Source organism: Bacillus sp. FSL K6-3431 (genome assembly GCF_038002605.1).
In the GTDB taxonomy this organism is placed as follows: domain Bacteria; phylum Bacillota; class Bacilli; order Bacillales; family Bacillaceae_C; genus Lederbergia.
In genome coordinates, this window is the sequence record NZ_JBBOCT010000001.1 from 1,043,236 (window position 1) to 1,064,856 (window position 21,621).

The window sequence follows — 21,621 nt, forward strand, 5'->3', positions numbered from 1 at the left end:
ATGGTATGGGATGATTGGACAAACTGGCTGGTAAAAACGTGCATTTTTTATTTTCTGCAATAAACAAAGACCCCCTCATTTACGAGGAGGATATTGCATATGTGAATTTAGGAGGATACATCTATTATTACTTATACTATTTTTACTTAAACCTATCCAGGCTTTGCTTATGAGATAATATAGTATAAAAATATCTTTGTTCAACTAAAGGGCAGGTTAATGCAAGTAGTTCCATCTTTTTCACCCTAATTCACTACATGTTAAAACTATAAAAGATTCTTTCATCAAAAAGTGCATACGCCACATAGTAAATTGAAGATGATGTTAAGCACTGGGAGGCGAAGGATTTGAATAATAAGAACTTTGGTCAAAATGGTCAAAACCTCCAACCAGAAGGTCAAGCCGCTAAGCTTGCCGTTATTGCTGGAACAATAACTACACTTGGGGATGCCCTAGCCACTATTGCAGCAATACTTGCAATAGAAGAAAGTCAACAAAAAAAATGGATAAAGGTGAAAATAAAAATATGCAGAAACAGATTGACTATTTAACCATTCAATTTGAACAACTTAAAAATCAAGTAAATAAGGAGAAGCGCAATAGAAGGGATTTAAGTAATCCCCCCTCTTTACCTGCAATTACATATTTAGCCATTATCAATACACGTTGCGAAAAGCACTTGATGATGAATGGGTCTTATTAATTCTAGAAGCAATAAAACTTGGTATCTCAGCAAAAGAAATTAGAGATTTTTTAAAAGATCGTCCAAGGACCTGATTGAGTTCTTTTTTTATGCTGCTATTCAAACCTTCCTCTTCCTGGTATCTTCTAGCCTGTCCACCTTACCGACCAAAACAACTACAGTCACCTCTTCAAAGTCTGGCAATTCGTGCTCGATTAATTTACCTTTCTTCACCAGATACTTTTTCTTTATCATCCAGAAGGCTTATTACCGCTGATGTTAAGTTGTCATTCATGTTATCCCTCCTGTTCTTTTTCTGTCACAATTTCATAACAAAGCTTTGCGCACTCATCACATATGCATACTTCGCTTGGAGCCATAACAAGCTTATATACTTCAGCTTGTACCTTTCCGCAAAAGTCACAGGCTACACTTCTTTAATCATTCCTCACTCATCCCTTCCGAAATATGCTCAAACACTTTTTCGGCTGTCTTTTCCCGGATGCCTGGTATCCCCGTTAAGCTCTCCATACGCTCATTCAAGAACGTATGGAACATATCTGCAGTTTCAAACTTACCTGCTTGTCTACCAGCTCAAATCCTTCCTGATAGACCGGATTACGATTTGCTTTTGGTTTTAGTTTGTAGGCGTTCATTTGATTCCCTCCATGAGACGCTGTTCCATCGAACTGTGTAATCCCCTTACAAATAAAAGGATAATTGATTACAATACAGCAATAAACTGGTAACGTTTTACCAATAATGTATACTTAATCCTTTTTTGATGAGACAATTCCTTTACAACAATTTAATTGTTAACGTCACAAATTGGAGTTGACTCATGTTCATAATCATACGAAACAAACCTTTGCTGATTTCTACGCAGCAGATTTGTTTTTGCAACAACTGAATCGAAATATAAATTCTTCCAAACATTGGACTGTTTCTGAAAAGCTGCATCATATTTCTGTTATTACATCATGAGATGAATGTGATAAAGACTGCTGATTATGTTTTAGTCAGTGGTCTTTTTGTTTGTACTGCTAAACAAAAATCTCTCTTCAATAAGACAAAGTCCTTTTTTTAGGCGTACTCATACATTGATAAAAAGGAGTGATAACAAAGTGCAATATTATTATTCTAGACAGCCATCTACAAACATGGATATTGTAACTGATATAATAAAAGCAATTAATGGAGAATATAGAGCCATTCACTGCTATGAACAATTAGCAAATCAAGCTCCTAATAATCTGATTAAAAATAAGATCCTCGAAATAAGAGACGATGAAATTAGGCACTATCACATGTTTTCAAATATTTATACATCTCTTACAGGGAAACAACCTTCTCCACAATTAACGGAACAATGTCCTAATAACTTTCGTAGTGGGGTTCTTGCTGCGTTTAAAGACGAGCAGGAAACAGTTGACTTCTACCATGAGATAGCAAGAAAAACCAATGATATGTTTATTAAAGACACATTTCTGCAAGCTTCGGCTGATGAACAAAATCACGCGGTTTGGTTTTTATATTTCATGAACCATCAGTAATCGAGTGATAGCTAGCCGGCGATTATGTCGGCTTTTGCTACTTCACAATATGTGTCTAGATCGCCTTACTACCAATCAAATTAATTCCCTACGATACGACCAAACCTTATTTTCCTGCTTCACCTTTCCCTTGTTTTCACCAGGAGCATAAACTTCAACATCTTGAAGGATTTCCCCATCAGATGCCTTTGCCTTTCACTCAATCGACCATCGTGTGACCATGGACCTCACCTTCTTTTCAGTTTTTAAACTTCCAATAATTCAATTCTCGTAAGCCCATAGTTCAAAAAGTATTTCCGTCATGGTTCTTTGGTAACCCTATTACCTTTTATGAATCGGAACAGGTATTGATTGATGTAAAACAGCAATTCCAGACGCTTCATGACCTCACTTCCTTTTGAGTTTTAGAGTGAAGATGCTATGGCTTCTAATTCAGATTCTGCATCTTCTTCCGAATATTTATTAATCATTTCCGTTGGGTAGCCGCATTCCAGAAGTCTATGATGTGATGTTGTAAAATTTTCTGGACCTCTTCAAAACTAGTAAGCTTAATTTTCACGTCAGATGATTCGAAATAAACGCTTTTTACTTCTTCCTTCATAACTCTTCCAATTACCTCCTTTAGCACCCCCTTAGCTTTCGCCTCGTCATCTGCAACAACAATACTTTTGAAATTTTAGTGTCACTGTCGTTTTATAATTAAATGCCTTCATTTTTATCATCCTTTTCGTTTAAGTTTTTTCAGCTTGTCCAACTCAATCCACCCAAACACTGGATCCAACGTAACCACCCACAACTTATGCGGATATTTGATACGGAACATCTTTTCTTTCATTTTAAATACGTCCGTTTCAGCGCCATTACGCCAATCACTTCGATACTCCCGTCCTTCTGATTCACTTCAAAATCAGCAACATACTCTATCTCATCTTTCTCAAATGCTTCTTGCAAGAGATACCACCGTGGCTGCGTTCGGAAGAACAATATTTCCTTGCATTCCTGCAGCCACTTTAATTGCTGGTAATATTTCGCTTCTGCTTTAATGTCGAAAACAATGCCGTCCAATGTAGTTTTCTTATTTCCGTACTTAGATCGCTTAGGTTTATTTATTTTCTGGCATTCCTGCACTGACATGCGTTGTCCCATACTGATCCCCCTTTGCTAATTCTAGTTAATACACCATTTTATTGCCTTGTCCGCTCACCCCTAGCTCGTTTCACTGCAACATGCATAAACTGAATTAACCTTTCGAAAGGTGGTGAAGTTCATGGGATCCTACAGTGATGGCGGTGGCTATGGATCGGGCAATTCTTTTGTTTTAATTGTTGTCCTTTTCATTCTACTAATTATTGTCGGCGCATCATTTGTCTATTAGTTATTAATTAGCCTCCGCCGCATATCTAATTCGTAACAAACCGCCTTACTCTTGAAGAGCGCTTAAGCCGAGCGCTCTTTTAATATCCACTCTGCTGAGGTTCATGATTGATTTCATTTTTACTGATGTAGGCTTCCTCGATCTGCTCCCAATCAAAGCCAAGCATGGCACCAAGACCAATGAATAAGTCAAAGATCACTTGATACTTCCAAACTGTTTTATAATGGCTGAAATCCCCGACTTTTCTAAACAACCGATTTAATTGATTCGTGAGGTTTTCTGTTCGTATCATCCAGGAAGTATGTATTTTTTTAATTTTCTAAATCAATGGAGTTACCGAACGACAAGATAAAATGCAGACAGTCCACATAATCCTTTGACGCCCAATTGAGTGGTTACAAAAAAAAGAAAAAAGAGGTGAATTGATATGCCTTCATTAGAAAACGCGGTGAATATTGGCAATATCGAATTAGCATTAAGGACACATACTCAAATAAGCAAAAGGAATATTCAAAGAGTGGATTTCGCACAAAAAAAGAAGCGCAATTGGCAGCAATCAATCGCGAGAAATCTATATTGATTGGCTATGAACAAGATGACATGGGATTGGCAAATTATTTAGAAGCGTGGTAGCTGGTGGAGGGAAATTAAGAAAAAATACGGTAAAAACATACCGTTATGTAATTGAAGGTCACGCTATCCCCTACTTTGGAAATATCGATATGAAAACATTAAAACCTATAATGTACCAGAAATTCATTAATGGCAAAATAGAATCTGGGCTTTCTAATGAGACAGCAGGACGTATCCACTATGTGATAAGCTTACAGACGGACTGTACCCAACGGCTATCTAGAAAAGAATCCGTGTGAGGGTGTTCAGATAAAAAATAGAGTAGTAAAACAATTAAAATATTAAGAACCAGAATTAATAGCCCCTTTCTTAATAGAAGCATATAAACGTGGAAACATTTACGGACTATACTTCAAAACTCTTTTTGAGAGTGGTCTAAGGAAAGGCGAAGCTGCTGCTCTCCAGTCGTCAGATGTTGTTTGGAAAGAAAAAACACTTATGATAAAGCAGACTTTAGATTTTCAACCAGACGATAATGATGAACTATTCGGAAATAATAAGAGCTATCATTCTGAACGCGTTATTACAATGCGTGAATCAGTCATGTCGGACTTACATGAGCACTTAAAGTATCAAAATCAACGTAAACTATATTTAGGAGATTCCTATCATCATGATCTGAATTTAGTCTTATGCAGAGACGACGGATCACCTTTACCTAAATCAACACTTTTTAATGCTTTTAAATCATGCTTAGAAAAAATAAACGGACCAAGCTTGCCTATCCATTCTACACGCCACACACATGCCGTAATGTTACTAGAAGCTGGCACTGATATGAAAATGGTCCAAGAAAGACTTGGCCACGGAAGTATGCAAATTACATCCGACGTATATGCACACGTATCTATACGAATAGAAGCACGATCAATTGAAAAGTTCGATACCTATATGAGGGAAATTTGTTGGTCAAAATTTGGTCAACCTAAACCACTTGACCAAAACCCCTCTTTATAAATAAAAAGAAAAACAGCCGGAGCCCAACAGCCCCGACGGTTCCACTTCTTAATATATCGACATGTATTGTTCTCTTTCCCATGGATGTACTTGTGATCTAAACATATCCCATTCTATATTTTTTGTTTCAATGAAGTTTTCAAAAATATGTGTGCCTATGCCTGATTTAATCACTTCATCATGCTTTAATTCCTCAAGAGCTTCGCTAAGGTTTGCGGGCAAATCGATTACGCCTTCTTTCATTCTCTCCGCTTTATCCATCATATATATATTGCGATCAACTGAATGTGGTGGTGTTAATTTATCTTGTATCCCGCTTAGGCCTGCTTTTAATAATACAGCCATCGCCAAGTATGGATTTGCTGTAGGATCGACACTTCGCACTTCGATTCGTGTGCTTAAGCCTCTAGATGAAGGAATTCGTACTAAAGGGCTTCGATTTTGAGCGGACCACGCAATATAGCACGGAGCTTCGTAGCCAGGAACGAGACGCTTATAAGAGTTTATAGTTGGGTTCGTAATGGCGGTAAAACCTGGGGCATGTTTCATAATTCCCGCTAAAAACTGAAAAGCTGTCTCACTCATTTTTAACTCACCATCTTTGTCAAAGAAAGCATTTTCCCCATTCTTGAACAAGGACATATTAAAATGCATTCCAGAACCTGCAACACCAAAAAGTGGTTTTGGCATAAACGTAGCATGGAGACCATGCTTACGTGCAATGGTTTTGACGACTAGTTTAAAGGTTTGAATTTGATCACAGGCTGTAACTGCATCAGCGTATTTAAAATCAATTTCATGCTGCCCAGGTGCCTCTTCGTGATGTGAAGCTTCAATTTCAAAACCCATTTCTTCTAGTTCTAAGACAATGTCACGGCGACAGTTTTCACCAAGATCGGTAGGAGCAAGGTCAAAATAACCGCCGTTATCGTTTAGCTCTAAAGTAGGATCACCTTTTTCATCTAATTTAAATAGAAAGAATTCTGGTTCAGGTCCAAGGTTAAATTCAGTGAATCCGAAACTTTCCATTTCCTTTAATACCCTTTTTAAATTACTTCGCGGGTCACCAGCAAAAGGCTTTAAATCCGAATTATAGACATCACATATTAGTCTCGCTACTTTTCCTTTTTCAGCTGTCCATGGAAAAATAACCCATGTGTCTAAATCTGGATATAAATACATGTCTGACTCTTCAATTCTGACAAATCCTTCGATTGATGAACCATCAAACATCATTTTATTATCAAGTGCTTTGCTTAATTGCTTAATGGGTATTTCTACATTTTTGACTGTACCTAAAATATCTGTAAATTGTAATCTAACAAATTTTACATTTTGTTCTTCTGCAAGCTGTGCGATACTTTCTTTCGTAAACATGCCCATCGTTTTACATTTCCCCCTAGGTTTTTCGAAAATTACATCATAAACTATAAAAATTTTACATTATTTTTAATGAAAATGACAGCAAAAAATGCTGTCATCATAAATATTTCCCTATTATAAAGTTATTAAACCTTTTTCCAACAATCTATCAATTGCGGAAGATATGGCAATTTTTACATGAGCGTATGTTAATCCACCTTGAACATATGCTGTATATGGCGGTCTGATCGGCCCATCAGCTGATAATTCGATGCTAGCCCCTTGAATAAAAGCACCAGCAGCCATAATTACCTCATCTTTATAGCCAGGCATAAGGCTTGGATAAGGTGTAACATATGAATCTACAGGAGCAGCTGCTTGAATAGCCTGACAAAATTCAATCATTAGCTCTTGATCTGAAAATTGGACAGACTGGATTAAATCTGTGCGTTTATCATTCCATTTTGGCAATGAATTCATCCCTATCTGTTCAAGCAATGCTGCTGTAAATACAGCACCTTTTAAAGCTTGTCCAGTAATATGGGGCGCAAGAAAAAAACCTTGGAACATTTCTAGGAGGCTATACAAAGAAGCACCAGCCTCCGCACCTATGCCAGGGGATGTCATGCGGTATGAACTAGCTTCTACCCACTCTTTCTTACCAACAATATATCCTCCAGTCTTTACAATCCCACCACCTGGATTCTTAATTAGTGAACCAGCCATTAAATCAGCACCTACATGACATGGTTCCTGTTCTTCTACAAATTCACCGTAACAATTATCAACAAACACAACCACATCCGGTTTAATTTCTTTAACGAAATCAATCATAGTTTTGATTTCAGCGATAGTGAAAGAAGGCCGGTCATCATACCCTTTTGAGCGTTGAATACCAATCATTTTCGTATTCGGCTTTATCGCCTTTTGGACGGCTTCGAAATCTACTTTACCCGTATCCGTTAGATTTACTTTATTATAGTCAATACCAAATTCTTTTAATGAGCCATTTTTCTCGCCACGTAGTCCTACAACTTCTTCGAGCGTATCATATGGTTTCCCTGTAATATAAAGCAGCTCATCTCCTGGGCGTAGCACACCAAATAATGCGATCGAAATGGCATGGGTACCTGAAATAATCTGCGGTCTGACTAAGCCAGCTTCTGCACCGAATACATCTGCATATATATTTTCTAGTGCACCCCTGCCTACATCATCATAGCCATATCCTGTTGACGGGGTAAAAAATGTATCATTTACTCGATATTTTTGAAAGCTTTTTAACACTCGATATTGATTCGTTTCTATCATTCGATCAATTTTTCTATGGACAGAGCTGATTTTCTCCTCTACTTCATCAATCATTGGAACTAATTTTTCATTTTGTAAGTATTCATACATGTTGCGATCCCCTTTAAATCTCATATAATGTCAATGCGCCCAAAACTGGATGATCCTTTAAAACATAACCTTTGCACTTGTATGCCTGGTTTTCCTCCAGAAAAATAAGCTCACGTAAAATTGTATCACTTTTTAAGACGGATAGTAATCTCCCTTCATCGGCTGGAATAATTACATTATAATATTGCATATTCTTCACAGCCAGTTCTTCGATCTTTTTCTTTAATTTTGTTCTATCTTCTTCTTGAAAGGCACTTATAATGATGGTCTCCCCTGACCTTGGGGTAAATTCTTTGAGTGCTTGATCGGCTTTATTATATACAGTCAATTGTGGCAAATGATTCATATCCAAATCGGATAGCAATCGCTCGACTGTTTGCTCATGATTCACATAATCAGGGTTGGAACTATCCACGACATGGAGCAACAAATCCGCTTCTTTCACTTCTTCTAAAGTAGATCGGAAAGCTGCAATTAATGCTGTAGGTAACTCTTGTATAAAGCCAACTGTGTCGGTAATAATTGCCGAATACCCGCTAGGCAAAACAAGCTTTCTTGTCATCGGATCAAGTGTTGCGAACAGCTTATCTTCTTCATATGATTCTGCTGTGGACATTCGATTGAATAATGTTGATTTCCCAGCATTTGTATAACCTACTATCGCAATTTGAAATGCATTATTACGTTTTCTTCTTTCTCTATATCGTTCCCGATGTTCTACCACGACTTGTAATTGCCTTTTTATTTCATCTATTCGTCTGCGAATATGCCGTCTATCTGATTCCAGTTTTGTTTCACCAGGTCCCCTTGTCCCAATTCCACCAGCAAGCCTTGACATGGCAATTCCTTGGCCTTTCAAGCGAGGCAGAAGATATTGATGCTGTGCAAGCTCTACTTGCAACTTTCCTTCTCTCGACTTTGCTCGTTGTGCAAATATATCTAATATAAGCTGTGTGCGGTCAAGTACCCTACCTGTTAAGCTTTCTTGGAGATTACTTAATTGACTTGGTGTTAATTCATCGTTAATGATTATTAAATCCGGTTCTAATTCTTCTTCTAGCGATTGTAATTCTTCCAACTTCCCTTTACCAATATATGTTGCTGGATGTAGTCGATCTTGTTTCTGCGTAAACGTAGTAAGTACTCGTCCTTGGGCAGTTACAGTCAATGACTCTAATTCCTCCAATGAATATTGAAAATGGTGATCAGATTGATTCACCTGACTACCAACTAAGATAACTGTTTCGTGATCCTTGGCTTGCAAATAATCCCCTTCTTTCGAAATAATCGTTACTAATATGATAGCAGATAGCATGTATGAACACGAATCTATAAAAAAGAAACAAGCTTTAATACGTGCGTTCGGCAACCCAATTGGATTGCCGTAATCTAAGGATCACTCCATGTCCTTGAAATGGAAATCTGCGCTCACCAGTGTAGATAATGTATCTTTATCAAGTTGTGGCTCCATTAAAATTCTCATTGCATGTGCACGGATCGCTTTTTCTAAAAGATTACGAATAAAACGACCGTTAGAAAAGCTTTTCGTATTCACTGCTTTCGCATATAATAAATGATCTTTTAGTTTGGATTCAGCCTCTTGACTTAAAACATATTCTTTATCAATCAGCATCCTTTGACCGATTTGCATTAATTCATTCACCGTATAATCGGGAAAATGAAATACTAATGGAAATCGCGAATGTAAACCGGGATTTAATTTTAAAAAATATTCCATTTCTCTAGAGTATCCGGCTAAAATTAATATAAATTCATGTTGCTTATCTTCCATATGTTTTACAAGAGTATCAATCGCTTCTTTTCCAAAATCTTTTTCACCACCACGGCCAAGTGAATATGCTTCATCTACAAATAATATACCCCCTGCTGCTTTTTTTACTAGATCTCTCGTTTTTTGAGCTGTATGTCCTATATACTCACCAACTAAATCAGCTCTCTCCGCTTCAATTAAATGACCTTTTGGCAAAACATCCATTTTTTGAAAAAGCTTTCCGATTAGCCGTGCCACTGTTGTTTTTCCTGTACCTGGATTTCCTTTAAACATCATATGAAGTACTTGCTTACCAGGTTTTAAACCAGCTGTTGCTCTTTTCTTATTAATATAAATCCAAGCATATACTTCTTTCATCATTTTTTTCATTTGTTCCATACCTACTAGCTCGTTCATTTCATTTTCTAATTCAGTTAGGATTGCGTGTTCATGTGATAATGGCTGTGATGACATCCCTTTTGGCCTTTGTTTCAACTTCTCACGTTTATTTACATTGAGCATAATGCTAATTTGCCCATTGTTTTTCATACGAAGCGGTTCATCCATCCCCATCACCTCACATTCAAAACCAGTATACGCCCAGAAAAATAAATCGTTACTACAATGTTTTCGACATTGACATGGTATTATTAATGATATTCATATGACAGATATCTAATTCCTATATACCTTTTCTATATATAAAAACAAATAAAAAACGCACATATATTTTCATATGTGCGTTTCAATTATTTAGGCTTGTTCTTCATAATTAATTTGTACATTGCGTTGGGGAGCAAAGGTTGAAATAGCGTGCTTATAAACAAGCTGTTGCTTCCCTTCCGATTCAAATAGAACCGTAAAATTATCAAAACCTCTTACTATTCCTCTTAATTGAAATCCGTTTAATAAAAATACAGTTACCGCGACATTTTCTTTGCGTAATTGATTAAGGAATTGATCTTGAATGTTAATTGGATGTTTCATTTCATTGCCTCCTCATATATCTCTATACTTATCTATTCGCTTTAATTTGTAACTTTCCTGCTATAAATTCAATTATTTCTGTTGTTTTACTCCATTGTTCCCCTTCATTGGTCATATCAAACCAATTGACGTCCATTTTATTTCGAAACCATGTTAACTGACGTTTTGCATATCTACGGGAATGTTGCTTTAACAATTCAACTGCCTCTTCAAAGTCTGATCTACCTTCTAAATAATCATATATTTCTTTATAACCGATTCCTTGCACAGATTGTACATTTTTAATTCCCTGATTAAAAAGCTCACTCACTTCCTGAAGAAGACCTTGATCAAGCATTATATCAACACGCTGATCGATTCGATTATATAATTTTTCTCGGTCCATCGTGAGTCCTACTATTGCACTCTCATATAATTGCTCCATTTTTTGGTCTTGTTGCAGCTCACTCATCGTTTTACCAGAGCTATAAAAGATTTCTAAGGCACGGATAACCCTTCGCACATTATTCGGATGAATTCGCTCCGCACTTTTTGGATCGATTGTTTCAAGCTTTTGATACAATTCCTTGCCATTATCTTTTTTTGCATCTTTTTCTAGCTCTATTCGCAAGGCTTCATTTCCTGGCATGTCTATGAACTGATAATCATATAAAACCGATTGAATGTAAAGTCCAGTCCCTCCGACAATAATCGGAGTCAATCCCCTACTGCTTATTTCATCTATTTTGCCGCGTACCTCTGTTTGGAATTCTGCAACAGAAAATGATTCCTCTGGTTCTTTGATATCAATAAGATGATGACGAATCCCCTCCATTTCATCGGGTTTAATCTTGGCGGTTCCAATATCCAATCTTTTATATATTTGCATAGAGTCTCCGCTAATGATTTCTCCACCAAAAGACTTAGCACAATCAATACTTAATTTTGTTTTACCGACAGCTGTAGGGCCTACAATAACAATCACGTTTTGTTTCAACATACTCACTGCTTTCCTAACTAATTATGTGCTTTTATCATATCATGATTGCCAAATAAATGAGACTTAATATCTTAAAAGTTAAGTTTACATAATAATATTATGATCGTATAAATTAAAAACACCTATTATAGGTGTTTTTAATAAAAAAATATTCCCAAGCAGACGATTACTACAACTATTGCCAAAACAAAATAGATCCACGTTAAAGACTTTATATTTACTCGTAATGAAGTAGATTCATATTCATTGGATCTCGCTAATTCGTTTTGAATTGTATCGCCTTCTTCTTCATAATCTTTCATTTGCGCACTAATATCTTTACCAACTAGCAATGTTCCAACAAGCGCTACAATACTTACTATAATGGCCGCTATGATTAAAAATGCAGTCACACTTATTCACCCCAAATATAAGATATAGGAAAATGTCCATTACCTATATCTTAACTTAAATTTAGATCATAGATTAAGAAGGTTCTATGACATTTCAGTCTTTGATTTGCGTTGAAGACGTAATAAAAGAAGCTTTAGTGCTTAATATGGATTTTGGTAGTAAAGCACAAGTAATCTTAAATCATTATGAAGCAAAGCTAGAAGAGAGAACAGATATTGGGAAGTAGTGCAAATCTGGAAACAAGAAAAAGATCTGATCTTATAAAGATATTTTTCACAAATTTTCATTTATGACTAGATGATTTGTGGTCATTTGTGTGGTCAGATGATTTTATGTGGTCAAAAGTAAACTCAGTTTATGAGCGTGTTTTATGTTGATCTATCTGTACCTTTTATGATGTTTACAAAAATAGTTTTATTCAATCTATAACTTCACGTATATAATAGGAAGTAAATGATAAAACCCCTTCCTGAGAAGGGGCTTTATTTAGTCCACAAAATCAACCTCAACGATCGATTCATTATCAATTCTGTGTACTTCATCTTTTAAATCTTTGATCCGCACATGCCTGTTTATCACATCTATAAAATGTATATAACCGATTAGTTCTTTAATGAATCCATCAATCCATAAAGTAAATTTAACAATATAATGAAATCCTATAGCAGTGTGGATCTTTTCATCAATATCCTGCAGCTGGTCTTCGTCTAGTGTTGGCTTTTTTGTCCTTCCTTTATCTAAACCGTGAGATAATATCTGTTCTTTATGTTCCGGAAGAACCATTCTACTCGATTCCCATCTCAAATTGTATCCTGGAGTAAGCTTATTAATTTTCACTTATAATGCCCCCCTATTTTCCGCGCTCTCTCATTCGCTTGTCCGGCACCAGTAAGAGACGAAGCTCTGTATATGGCTGTACGACCATATTTGTTCCAAATTGTATCCAATACTACATTAAGCTGCTCTCTATATAAATAATTATCAAACAAATCAATCTGATAACTATCAGCGGATTGCAAATTGCCCATTGTTACACCTAAACTTCTTATTGGTTCGCCATCCCAAAATTCTTTAAATAATTTAATCGCTGCATTGAAAATATCCATATCATAGTTAGTTGGAATTGGTAGCGTGACTTGTCGGTGAAATCCAGTCGGATAATCAAAATCAGCTCCACGAACTCCGCACGAAACAGTAGCACCCATATACCCTTTCGTTCTACATCGACGTGCAACTTCTGTGCATAGTTCTAGAAGAACAATTTTTATATCTTTTAAATCAGTGTAATCCCTCGGCAGCGTCATATGATGCTCGATCGCCTTTTGTTGGTTGTGTGATTTTACAGTAACAGGAGAATAATCAATGCCATTAGCTGTTTGCCAAAGTACCTCACCATTGATTCCCCATTTCTTTTTAAGGCGATCTAAAGGAAACTTAGCTAGCCCACCAATTGAATAAATCCCCATCCCTTGTAGATGCCTTTCCATCTTTCTTCCAACACCGAACATGTTTCCGACCGGTAAATTCCATAGCTGATTAATGTTATTTTCATCAAGTTTAAAGATCCCATCTTTATTTTTCTTGGCAAAATTATCACATGCCATCTTTGCTAGAACTTTGTTATTACCTATACCTACTCTTGAATAAACCCCCGTATCTTCAAGTATCTTTTTCTGGACACTTTTAGCTATTTCAAAGTAATTACCGAATAGTTTTTGGCTACCAGTTACATCCATAAATTGCTCGTCAATGGAATACGGCTCAACTAAATCAGTAAATTGTTCCATGATCGCGCTAATCTGTAAAGACACATCAATATATCGCTGCATATGAGGCATCACAACTTCAACATGAGGACATTTTAATTTTGCTGAACCTAGTGTTTCGGCAGTAGTGATACCATATTTTTTTGCAAGTGGACAGGCAGCGAGTACAATACCACTCCTGCGCTCAGGATCACCGGCAACTATTACTGGCTTACCTTTTAAGGTATTATCACAAACTTTTTCTACAGATGCGTAAAATGACTGCATATCTACGAGGAAAATTACTTTTTCACGCATTAAGCCCCCACCCTTTTACGGACAGGTCCGACTAAAAGGATATTGACCAACTTAAAAGTGCGGTATTGACCTCTGCTGTAACAATAAGCTTTTGCGCAATCATCAGTTACTTTAAGCACCTTAATAATACGTTGCGAAATACATCCTTCATTACATAGATAAATCACTTCATATTTATCTTGTGATCCTGCAGCTCTTTTTAACAATCTGATCATGTTGAACCTCCCGAACATTCGTTTGGATTTATTATATGCAAACGTGCGTTTGATTACAACTGGGAAATGTTGCAATTAGATAAATAAAAATAGCCCCTCAATTAAAAGGAGGCTACGCAATATAAAAAAAGGAGGGGGATAACAGTATTGCTCTTGACGTTTTATTAAACCTATCTTGGTTATTTTTATGAGATAATAAAGTAGAAAATATCTTTGTTTAAACGTAGGATAGAAGAAGTAATTTTATTAATATATACATAAATATATATATATTAATACCAATAATGTGGGGAAATATGTTTTCAGGGTTATGTTGATCACAGGAGGTGAAACATAATGAAGAAATTAAAATATTGGGGAGTGGCGGCGCTGGCGCTAATTGGATTGCTAATTGGTGTAGCATTTTGGTGGGCAGCATCCGAGGTGAAAGACCGAAAGGATCCGCTGAACCAATCCGACGCTTTTGTCTTCAGTGATAACAGCATACTATATTGGTTCGAACTAACTAGTCGAAAAGGGAAAGTGGAAGGTAAACTTCATCAACAAAAAATCATAGAAGAAAGCGAGAAAGACCCGTTTATAGAAGAAAAAAAGTCCCCCCTGACTGGAGAAACAACCGAAAAAGGGTATGAATTTGAGGTGAATAACGGTGAGGAGATCATGACGTTTGACGCCTGGTTTTCTGGGGCAGATCTTTTAGTACAAAAGCAAGGAAAACTAAACACCAAATTATACAAAGCTGTTGACCAGGAAGAACTCGATGAATATGTAAAAGCAGTACAACAAGAGTTACAAATTGATATTTATCATTCAGAAGAAAAAGAAAAAAAACGTTTAAAAAAATTTTTCTCCGAGCTTGATAGTGTTTACGGATATCTTTACTCCACTGAGAGCGGATCGTTCCAGCTGTTCCTGAAAATCGATGAAGCCACTCACCAAGGCGAATTGACAGGTTCTCTTCTTATGATGACTGACATGGGGAATAAAAATAACTCATACAAAGAAACCAGATATGTTTTGAACGGAATAACAGACGGACTTATATTGCAGTTATTTACCACCGTAGACGGAAAAGAAACCAGATTGATAGGAGATTTTCATGAGGCAGCTACTGGTTTTGACCTGTCATTTTGGACGACTGATCAAAAACTGACGTTTCACGCTGTAACCGAAGAAGAATTTAAACAGATTTACGAGGAATTTAAAACGAAGGCGCAATTGTTTTAAAATAAGGAGTGCTTCCTCCTTATTTTACTAACGAATGATTTAGTTCACAAAGAAATGACCAATACCCAAGCGCCCCTGTTTAGGGAGATAGTAATATACAAGGAGGATACAATGGAGAATTTCATGTTGCATCAAGTTTTAAAACATAGATGCAGTTCTCTTTGTTAGTAAGCAGTTAGTAAATATAAAGTCTACCTTCAAACATATGATCGAACGAACAATGAAAGAGCTTCAACACTTGAATATTTAAAGGATATAGTACAAGAAGAAAATAGTAATGGATGCTGACTTCATCATAGTCTTACATGAAATTGTAAAACAATTTGGAACCATGGGTGAGTTAGTAGATTTGTTTATTCGAAGTCAATTACAAACTAAAAAAGCGAGCCGTCCACATAATGGATAGGTCGCTTTGTCTTATTTACTGCACATCGGATATTTTAATCCAAGAGTAAATTCCTTTGAGTAATACCCTATCCGATTTAACTTGCCGGATCGTGTACGTCTTATATTTTACAAAAAATGGCCTCCCCAATTAAGAGGAGGTTATTGCAAAAGTGGAACTACAAGGTTACATCTATATTACTTATACTATTTTTCTTATACCTTTGCTTATGAGATAATATAGTATAAAAATATCTTTGTTCAACGGGCAGGTTAGCTAAGAAGGTAAATGTAAAAACGAGGCGAATTACTTAGTAATGGCTTCTAAAAAAGGGGGGAATATAATGAATATTCTATTTGTCTGTACCGATAATTTTACTCGAAGTGTGATTGCAGAATTATGTATGAAGAATTATCTAAAAAGAACCAGTAATAATTCAGTTAAAGTTGCATCAAGTGGCATAAGAGCTAATAGTGATATTAGTAAATACTCAAATGTTCATTTTAAAATAATGGATGAAATGGGAATAGAGACTTCTGACTTCAATAGAACACAATTTGATGAAACTTGTTTCGAGAAATTCGATGTAGTTATTGGGATGAGTGAATTACATAAAGACCATATTAAACAACAATATAACCGTGATATATGTTTATTTAACGAAGTATTAAATGGTCAACAAACACCAGTAGATATTGGTTCTCCCAATAGCGTTAATTTCTTAGAGCAAATGAATCAATTGGTGATGTATGTTAATAATGCTGTACCTTATTTATTAAGAAATTTAGAGAAACCGCTTTGTTTACTATACACCAAACCCTAATTAAAGATATGAGACACCCTAAATCTACCACTAATACAATAAATTCCTGTATCAGATTGAATGTTTGAGTTATACACCTTACAATAACCGCCAACAAGTTTTTTGATAAATGGCAGTTCATTGAAATTGAATTTTTTAAAAAAACAACATCGAGTTATCTGGCGTTATTTACGACGCATTTTGTTCCATATATTCCCGTTGATGGCCCGGCATGTAACAAAACAAACATCTTAATATAAACAATCCGTAACCTCGTTGTAATTACCTATTAAACTCCATATGTTAGTCTTAGTTATAGATTTAAGATACACCTAAAGGAGTTACATCAAATGAGCATTAAAGCTTTACTTTGTAAGTTATCCAAGAACCATAAATATAACTACTACACTAATGAATGTGTAAGATGTGGGAAAATAAGAAAAATATCTTAAAGCCCAAAACCTGACGTATAATTATGTCAGGTTTTTATTTACTGCACATCTGAAATTCTAACCCAAGAATAAATCTCTTTAAGCAGCACCCTATCTGATTTAAACTGCTGAATCGTGTACGTCTTATTTTTAATAGATACAGGAATCTTTTGTCCTGTTGCATATTTGATGCACTCGACTTTAACTTTACGCGTTGGCCAACCTATAATAACTATTTATGATATTTTTCTTAACTTCAATTATATTAGAGTAAACATCAATTGAGTCTTTGTTAATGCTTCCTTCACTTTTTAAAATCAATGTTTTTGGTCAACCGTATGGTCAAACTATGACTTATCAAAGCTTGTCCTTCTCACTCTTTATATTAAAGGAAAAACCCCAGTATCCTTCGGGAAACTTTAGGTTTTCCCCCACACGCTGAACTGTCCTGTTAATGCCTCCTCCTCTCTGATTTCTCGATTTTCAGATGGCCCTTTACCCTAAAGACAGAAATTAAAACTAACCCTTTATCTTTGATCTGAAACGGTTGCATTATTATTTGCAGCTTGCAATGCAGGAATATCATTATATGGAGGACCAAATGTTGTGCCTGCTAATAAAACAATATCGAACTCATTTAGAGGAACTCCCCATGCGTTTCCATTGAATGTTGTAAACGCGCGGTCTACTAAAAATCCGCCCTTAGTGTTATAAACGACATTGTTATTTATTGCTCCAGTTGTATTCGGATTAATATACATCCCTCTCCTCAAGGAATAGAAAGTATTGCCTTGTAAGAAAATATTTGAAACCCATTTTGAGAAACAACAGCTCGGTTGACAACCCATCTGACATAGGCAATGGTTGTAGTGGACCAAAGATTGTATTGTTAACAAGACTCACATTGTGTCCCCCAACTTGAATAAACTCTCTTGCATATGCAATATCACTAGTTATAGTTAACCCATTAACCGTCACGCCACTAGCTGATATTAATAAAGGAATTACGGATGCTTGTAATAAAAGCATTGGGTTGTTCTCACCTAGTAAAGTTATTCCTACTTTATTAACATTAATTTGGGCAGTTAATGGATAGGTACCTTCTAAAATGTGGACTGTTCCTCCGACGCTAACTGCTGTTATTCCTTGTGGAATAGTTCCAAATGGATTTGCTCTACTTCCGTTTCCACCTATCGAACCTGCTCTTACATATATGTTGTTAGGATCTACTACTTGATTGATTGCATTATTTAATACATCTTGGACGCTAGACACAGTTGGATAACCTAAGACTGGTCGATTATCTATTAATCTTTGTAAAACTTCATTCTGTTGAGGTGTTGCAAGTGTATTAAAAGCTGTTAGGTCAAGACCAAGCTGTGGATTTTCAATAGCTGCGCGCATTTCGGCTTCCGAACTCTGGCCGATACAATAACTGTCTGATAATGATCGGCCATTTGCTGATAAGCAGCGTTCAAGATTGGCTCGTAGCGGTCAGCTTTCGTCACACCAGTTTTGAGATTGTCACTGACGATCGTTTCCGGAACACCTCCGAAGTATTTGAAGGCACGAATATGACCTGTGATCCAGCTGTTGATTTTCATATCCATAAAGGCTTCAGCGTAGAAAAACTGACTGAATGGTAAACTTGCTACAAAAAGATAGGCTTTTTCCTCGTTGCCGGTGCTGCAGTCAGTTACCGGTAATGTACTTCCGATCCAATCAACTTCCACCAGTTCTCCGGGCTTCCTTTTTATCGGCATAGTTAGATTATATTTATCCGCATACTGACGATAACCCCTTGTAAAGCTGGTATAGGAATAAGGATATTTCTTTGAGTTTCGAGCTTTCTCTTTGTATTCACGATGAAGAAGTTGGAGCGTGACGTTCTTTTTCATCAGCTCTTTATGGATATACTCCCAATTAACAGGGTAATTACCCCGCTCAAATGTCTGCCTTTCGGGGTATAGGAAGCCAAATAGCCAGAGATTATCCATCTCCGGCTTCAGCTTAATGATATTTTTACTTTCTGCTCGGTAAATCACATCTTTTACCGTCCGCCATGAATGACCGGTGGCGGCTGCGATGGTTCGTTGAGAGTCACCGTTGAAGTACATTTGTAGGATCTTTTGGTATTGAATCATTCGACTCCTCCTCGGAACACTAAATAATCTTTTCTAAGTTAGTACCTATAAAAAATTTCCAAAAATGATAAACAGAGTGACAGGTAAGAGAGAAATGAATTTGTAGTTTTTGGCGAAGCTTTCTTAAAAAGAAATAACCTAATTATTCTTTACTTGCAAAAAAGGTGATGAGGGAAGAAGACGTATCTCTCTCATACCCAAGTTTATACTCTATCGAAGAATATCCTTCATGTTCCAGTAAAAGCTGAAACTCCTGGATTCCATACCAATAGAGAACAAAATTTGATATTTCTGTTTCTTGAATCTTGCCATTTTTGAGCAAATCGTATCGGTGAATAGAGCTAGTTTTCTGTTGAAGCCAATCTATTCCTTGAGTTGTTGACGTAAATAGAATGCCAGTTTCATTGTCGATTGAAAATTGACCTGTCGAAACTTTGTCTGGTATGAATCCAGTTGGCAATTCCAAATCAATTATAATTTTACCGCCTACTTCAAGATGTTGGTAAAAAGAACGCAGAATATCCTTAACTTGATTCCGGGGTAATAGACAGAAACTCCCGGTAGGCATGATAATCGCTTCGTATTTTTCAGGTAGATGAAGGTCAGTAAGATCTCCTTGGTAGAGAGTTCCCTTCACTTTTTCGGCCTCCGTGTTAGCTCTACATTGTTTTAACATATCTTCAGATACGTCAACACCTTCTACATCAAGTCCCTTTTGCAGAAAAGGAATCATCATTCTACCAGTGCCGACGCCTGCTTCTAAGATTTTACCTTTAGTACTTTTCAAATGTTCATAATAGTATTCCAAATCACCATCAATAGAGTATCCGGCGGGTTTGGTCAACTGGTATAGCATGGTGCTTAATTCACCATATTCTGTAAACATATTTTCAACTTCTTTCTATGATTTCTTAATCGGTATATAGATTTCCATAATAGAATTTTCGGAGGCATGACAGCGTTCATCATAATATTCATAAGCAAGGCGATCTTCATCCAATTCATATGAACTTTGATCAAACCACTCCGAAAAAATGTACCGCCAGGTTTCCTTAACAGCTATTGATAAAGGATCTTTGTCATATGTTGTGGCGGTTGATAGATTGTTGATAGGTGGAGTAGTGAAGACAGCGTACGTTGCACTTGGTATTTCTGCAACGATCATATCTGAGGTTGCCAGACTAAAGTCATCGACAATAACCCCAAATAAATAGATTGCATTACCTTCATTCTGATAAGGAAGCCACAGCCCAACTTCACCATGTTTGGGTGGTTTTAATTGTTCATAAAGCTTTTCCTCTAAATTGGATTCGTTACTTGAATCCCAGTAAGCAGCTATTTGATGGCTATAATTATCTGCAATATTTGCGTGTAAGCCATAACCTGCTACCCTAAAGGGCCCTTTATCAACGAATTTCGGTGAATCTAGGACATCTCGTATATTTTTTACGAGAGTATTATCACTATCCGCCATTCTAATTTTATATGATGTCGGGGTATATCCAAATTCTTGCCTAAATGATTTTGAAAATCCGCTTGCCGATTCAAAGCCATACTGCAAGGCAACATCTAAAATTTTCTGGTTATCAGAAAGTTTAATTCTTGCTGTCGATAGGCGATATTTTCTCACATACTCCATGACCGAAATCCCTTTTACCAGAGAAAAAATTCTACAAAAATGAAAGGTAGAGTATCCAACATGATTTGCTATTTTTTCAGTGGTAAGCTGCTCGTTAATGTGGTCTTTAATATAAGTGATACTTTGATCAATAATTTGCTTGTACTGCATACTACCACCTCTGCCTCTATTATACGGATTAGATAATCATTTGGCTGTTCCTAGCTTGCTAATTTTTGGACACCAAAAAGACCAAGAGATAATAAAAACCTGATTTGATCTCTATTAGGAACAAATCAGGAAATAGTCTTTATATGGAAAAAGATTGAGAAAAGCTGTTTTTGCTTTGCCAAAATATCGGTGTTGACTTGGATGGTTTTGAGTGCTGACATTTATGGTTTTCGGTGTTGACATCTTTGCTACTCGTGTTGACATCATTTGAAAATATTCACAAGGCTTATTTTCCTGCTTCACCTTTTCTTTGTTCCCGCCAGGAGCATAAAATTCAACTACTTGAAGTAGCTCACCATCAGACGACTTTGCTTTACGCTCGACAGACCAACATGTGACCATGGACCTCACTTCCTTTTAAGTTTTTCACCTATCAATTTGCCTTCAAATAATGGAGTACGTAACCTTTTTC

General features: G+C 36.4%; 29 protein-coding genes and 1 pseudogene. 10 read left to right on the forward strand and 20 right to left on the reverse strand.

Going from position 1 to position 21,621, the window contains the following annotated elements:
• Positions 1–347: 347 nt before the first annotated feature.
• Positions 348–551 carry a hypothetical protein gene (locus tag MHB53_RS05285; RefSeq protein ID WP_340916105.1) on the forward strand — a complete coding sequence of 68 codons (204 nt, stop codon included), beginning with the start codon at positions 348–350 and terminating at the stop codon, positions 549–551.
• 115 nt (positions 552–666) lie between these two features.
• Complete coding sequence (locus tag MHB53_RS05290) at positions 667–777, forward strand: anti-repressor SinI family protein (protein ID WP_340916106.1); 111 nt, start codon at positions 667–669, stop codon at positions 775–777.
• Positions 778–978: 201 nt separating this feature from the next.
• Here MHB53_RS05290 and MHB53_RS05295 read toward each other — a convergent pair.
• Positions 979–1,098 (reverse strand): annotated as a pseudogene (locus tag MHB53_RS05295) (ClpX C4-type zinc finger protein); the annotation flags it as partial.
• A gap of 744 nt (positions 1,099–1,842) precedes the next feature.
• Between MHB53_RS05295 and MHB53_RS05300 the strand changes: the two are divergent.
• Positions 1,843–2,235, forward strand: coding sequence for a ferritin-like domain-containing protein (locus MHB53_RS05300; protein ID WP_340924488.1), 393 nt, complete (start codon positions 1,843–1,845; stop codon positions 2,233–2,235).
• A gap of 466 nt (positions 2,236–2,701) precedes the next feature.
• On the opposite strand, the gene MHB53_RS05305 is transcribed toward MHB53_RS05300, so the two are convergent.
• Together MHB53_RS05305 and MHB53_RS05310 are read right to left on the reverse strand one after the other, a co-directional pair.
• The gene (locus MHB53_RS05305; RefSeq protein WP_340916108.1) at positions 2,702–2,836 is read right to left on the reverse strand and encodes a hypothetical protein; all 135 of its coding nucleotides are present in this window, start codon (positions 2,834–2,836) and stop codon (positions 2,702–2,704) included.
• A 230-nt stretch (positions 2,837–3,066) separates the two neighbouring features.
• Entirely contained in the window at positions 3,067–3,381 is a 315-nt protein-coding gene (locus MHB53_RS05310; RefSeq protein WP_340916109.1) for a DUF1064 domain-containing protein, read from the reverse strand.
• Positions 3,382–3,502: 121 nt separating this feature from the next.
• Here MHB53_RS05310 and MHB53_RS05315 point away from each other — a divergent pair, with 121 nt between their 5' ends.
• Positions 3,503–3,610 (forward strand): YjcZ family sporulation protein, encoded by a 108-nt coding sequence (locus MHB53_RS05315; RefSeq protein ID WP_340916110.1) that lies wholly within the window; start codon positions 3,503–3,505, stop codon positions 3,608–3,610.
• A 79-nt stretch (positions 3,611–3,689) separates the two neighbouring features.
• Here MHB53_RS05315 and MHB53_RS05320 read toward each other — a convergent pair whose 3' ends face one another.
• Positions 3,690–3,902 (reverse strand): dUTP diphosphatase, encoded by a 213-nt coding sequence (locus tag MHB53_RS05320; RefSeq protein ID WP_340916111.1) that lies wholly within the window; start codon positions 3,900–3,902, stop codon positions 3,690–3,692.
• A gap of 143 nt (positions 3,903–4,045) precedes the next feature.
• Between MHB53_RS05320 and MHB53_RS05325 the strand changes: the two genes are divergently transcribed.
• From MHB53_RS05325 to MHB53_RS05335, 3 genes are all read left to right on the forward strand, one after another.
• Entirely contained in the window at positions 4,046–4,243 is a 198-nt protein-coding gene (locus tag MHB53_RS05325; protein WP_340924491.1) for an Arm DNA-binding domain-containing protein, read from the forward strand.
• Complete coding sequence (locus tag MHB53_RS05330) at positions 4,237–4,482, forward strand: N-terminal phage integrase SAM-like domain-containing protein (RefSeq protein ID WP_340916112.1); 246 nt, start codon at positions 4,237–4,239, stop codon at positions 4,480–4,482. Before MHB53_RS05325 ends, MHB53_RS05330 begins: the two co-directional genes overlap by 7 nt.
• A gap of 97 nt (positions 4,483–4,579) precedes the next feature.
• The gene (locus MHB53_RS05335; RefSeq protein WP_340924493.1) at positions 4,580–5,200 is read left to right on the forward strand and encodes a site-specific integrase; all 621 of its coding nucleotides are present in this window, start codon (positions 4,580–4,582) and stop codon (positions 5,198–5,200) included.
• 48 nt (positions 5,201–5,248) lie between these two features.
• On the opposite strand, the gene glnA is transcribed toward MHB53_RS05335, so the two are convergent.
• From glnA to MHB53_RS05370, 7 genes are all read right to left on the reverse strand, one after another.
• Positions 5,249–6,583 carry a type I glutamate--ammonia ligase gene (glnA, locus tag MHB53_RS05340; protein WP_340916113.1) on the reverse strand — a complete coding sequence of 445 codons (1,335 nt, stop codon included), beginning with the start codon at positions 6,581–6,583 and terminating at the stop codon, positions 5,249–5,251.
• 114 nt (positions 6,584–6,697) lie between these two features.
• The gene (locus tag MHB53_RS05345; protein WP_340916114.1) at positions 6,698–7,963 is read right to left on the reverse strand and encodes a methionine gamma-lyase family protein; all 1,266 of its coding nucleotides are present in this window, start codon (positions 7,961–7,963) and stop codon (positions 6,698–6,700) included.
• Positions 7,964–7,976: 13 nt separating this feature from the next.
• Entirely contained in the window at positions 7,977–9,278 is a 1,302-nt protein-coding gene (gene hflX / locus MHB53_RS05350) for a GTPase HflX (RefSeq protein ID WP_340916115.1), read from the reverse strand.
• A gap of 81 nt (positions 9,279–9,359) precedes the next feature.
• Positions 9,360–10,301 carry a stage V sporulation protein K gene (gene spoVK / locus MHB53_RS05355; RefSeq protein ID WP_340916117.1) on the reverse strand — a complete coding sequence of 314 codons (942 nt, stop codon included), beginning with the start codon at positions 10,299–10,301 and terminating at the stop codon, positions 9,360–9,362.
• Between the two features lie 186 nt (positions 10,302–10,487).
• Positions 10,488–10,721 (reverse strand): RNA chaperone Hfq, encoded by a 234-nt coding sequence (gene hfq / locus MHB53_RS05360; protein WP_340916119.1) that lies wholly within the window; start codon positions 10,719–10,721, stop codon positions 10,488–10,490.
• 28 nt (positions 10,722–10,749) lie between these two features.
• On the reverse strand, positions 10,750–11,700 hold the full coding sequence (miaA, locus tag MHB53_RS05365; protein WP_340916120.1) for a tRNA (adenosine(37)-N6)-dimethylallyltransferase MiaA: 951 nt from the start codon (positions 11,698–11,700) through the stop codon (positions 10,750–10,752).
• Between the two features lie 137 nt (positions 11,701–11,837).
• The gene (locus tag MHB53_RS05370) at positions 11,838–12,092 is read right to left on the reverse strand and encodes a hypothetical protein (protein WP_340916121.1); all 255 of its coding nucleotides are present in this window, start codon (positions 12,090–12,092) and stop codon (positions 11,838–11,840) included.
• Between the two features lie 86 nt (positions 12,093–12,178).
• Here MHB53_RS05370 and MHB53_RS05375 point away from each other — a divergent pair, with 86 nt between their 5' ends.
• The gene (locus tag MHB53_RS05375; protein ID WP_340916123.1) at positions 12,179–12,319 is read left to right on the forward strand and encodes a hypothetical protein; all 141 of its coding nucleotides are present in this window, start codon (positions 12,179–12,181) and stop codon (positions 12,317–12,319) included.
• A gap of 260 nt (positions 12,320–12,579) precedes the next feature.
• Here MHB53_RS05375 and MHB53_RS05380 read toward each other — a convergent pair whose 3' ends face one another.
• From MHB53_RS05380 to MHB53_RS05390, 3 genes are read right to left on the reverse strand one after another with little or no spacing between them, the layout of a single operon-like run.
• Complete coding sequence (locus MHB53_RS05380) at positions 12,580–12,930, reverse strand: YolD-like family protein (RefSeq protein ID WP_340916125.1); 351 nt, start codon at positions 12,928–12,930, stop codon at positions 12,580–12,582.
• Positions 12,927–14,156 (reverse strand): DNA polymerase IV, encoded by a 1,230-nt coding sequence (locus MHB53_RS05385; RefSeq protein WP_340916127.1) that lies wholly within the window; start codon positions 14,154–14,156, stop codon positions 12,927–12,929. Before MHB53_RS05385 ends, MHB53_RS05380 begins: the two co-directional genes overlap by 4 nt.
• Entirely contained in the window at positions 14,156–14,371 is a 216-nt protein-coding gene (locus MHB53_RS05390; protein WP_340916129.1) for a hypothetical protein, read from the reverse strand. The genes MHB53_RS05385 and MHB53_RS05390 overlap by 1 nt, the downstream gene beginning before the upstream one ends.
• A gap of 336 nt (positions 14,372–14,707) precedes the next feature.
• Between MHB53_RS05390 and MHB53_RS05395 the strand changes: the two genes are divergently transcribed.
• Together MHB53_RS05395 and MHB53_RS05400 are read left to right on the forward strand one after the other, a co-directional pair.
• On the forward strand, positions 14,708–15,598 hold the full coding sequence (locus tag MHB53_RS05395; RefSeq protein WP_340916130.1) for a hypothetical protein: 891 nt from the start codon (positions 14,708–14,710) through the stop codon (positions 15,596–15,598).
• Between the two features lie 728 nt (positions 15,599–16,326).
• Positions 16,327–16,806, forward strand: coding sequence for an arsenate reductase/protein-tyrosine-phosphatase family protein (locus MHB53_RS05400; protein ID WP_340916132.1), 480 nt, complete (start codon positions 16,327–16,329; stop codon positions 16,804–16,806).
• Positions 16,807–17,743: 937 nt separating this feature from the next.
• Here MHB53_RS05400 and MHB53_RS05405 read toward each other — a convergent pair.
• The 6 genes from MHB53_RS05405 to MHB53_RS05430 all read right to left on the reverse strand — a co-directional run bounded on the left by MHB53_RS05405 (position 17,744) and on the right by MHB53_RS05430 (position 21,551).
• Entirely contained in the window at positions 17,744–17,977 is a 234-nt protein-coding gene (locus MHB53_RS05405; protein ID WP_340916134.1) for a hypothetical protein, read from the reverse strand.
• Positions 17,967–18,620 (reverse strand): hypothetical protein, encoded by a 654-nt coding sequence (locus tag MHB53_RS05410; RefSeq protein ID WP_340916137.1) that lies wholly within the window; start codon positions 18,618–18,620, stop codon positions 17,967–17,969. The genes MHB53_RS05405 and MHB53_RS05410 overlap by 11 nt, the downstream gene beginning before the upstream one ends.
• Positions 18,578–19,360, reverse strand: coding sequence for an IS21 family transposase (gene istA, locus MHB53_RS05415; protein WP_340916139.1), 783 nt, complete (start codon positions 19,358–19,360; stop codon positions 18,578–18,580). Before istA ends, MHB53_RS05410 begins: the two co-directional genes overlap by 43 nt.
• A 142-nt stretch (positions 19,361–19,502) precedes the next feature.
• Positions 19,503–20,246, reverse strand: a complete 744-nt coding sequence (locus tag MHB53_RS05420) for a class I SAM-dependent methyltransferase (RefSeq protein ID WP_340916141.1) — start codon at positions 20,244–20,246, stop codon at positions 19,503–19,505.
• Positions 20,247–20,261: 15 nt separating this feature from the next.
• Entirely contained in the window at positions 20,262–21,149 is an 888-nt protein-coding gene (locus tag MHB53_RS05425; protein ID WP_340916143.1) for an AraC family transcriptional regulator, read from the reverse strand.
• A gap of 114 nt (positions 21,150–21,263) precedes the next feature.
• Entirely contained in the window at positions 21,264–21,551 is a 288-nt protein-coding gene (locus tag MHB53_RS05430; protein ID WP_340916145.1) for a hypothetical protein, read from the reverse strand.
• Between the last annotated feature and the right edge of the window lie 70 nt (positions 21,552–21,621).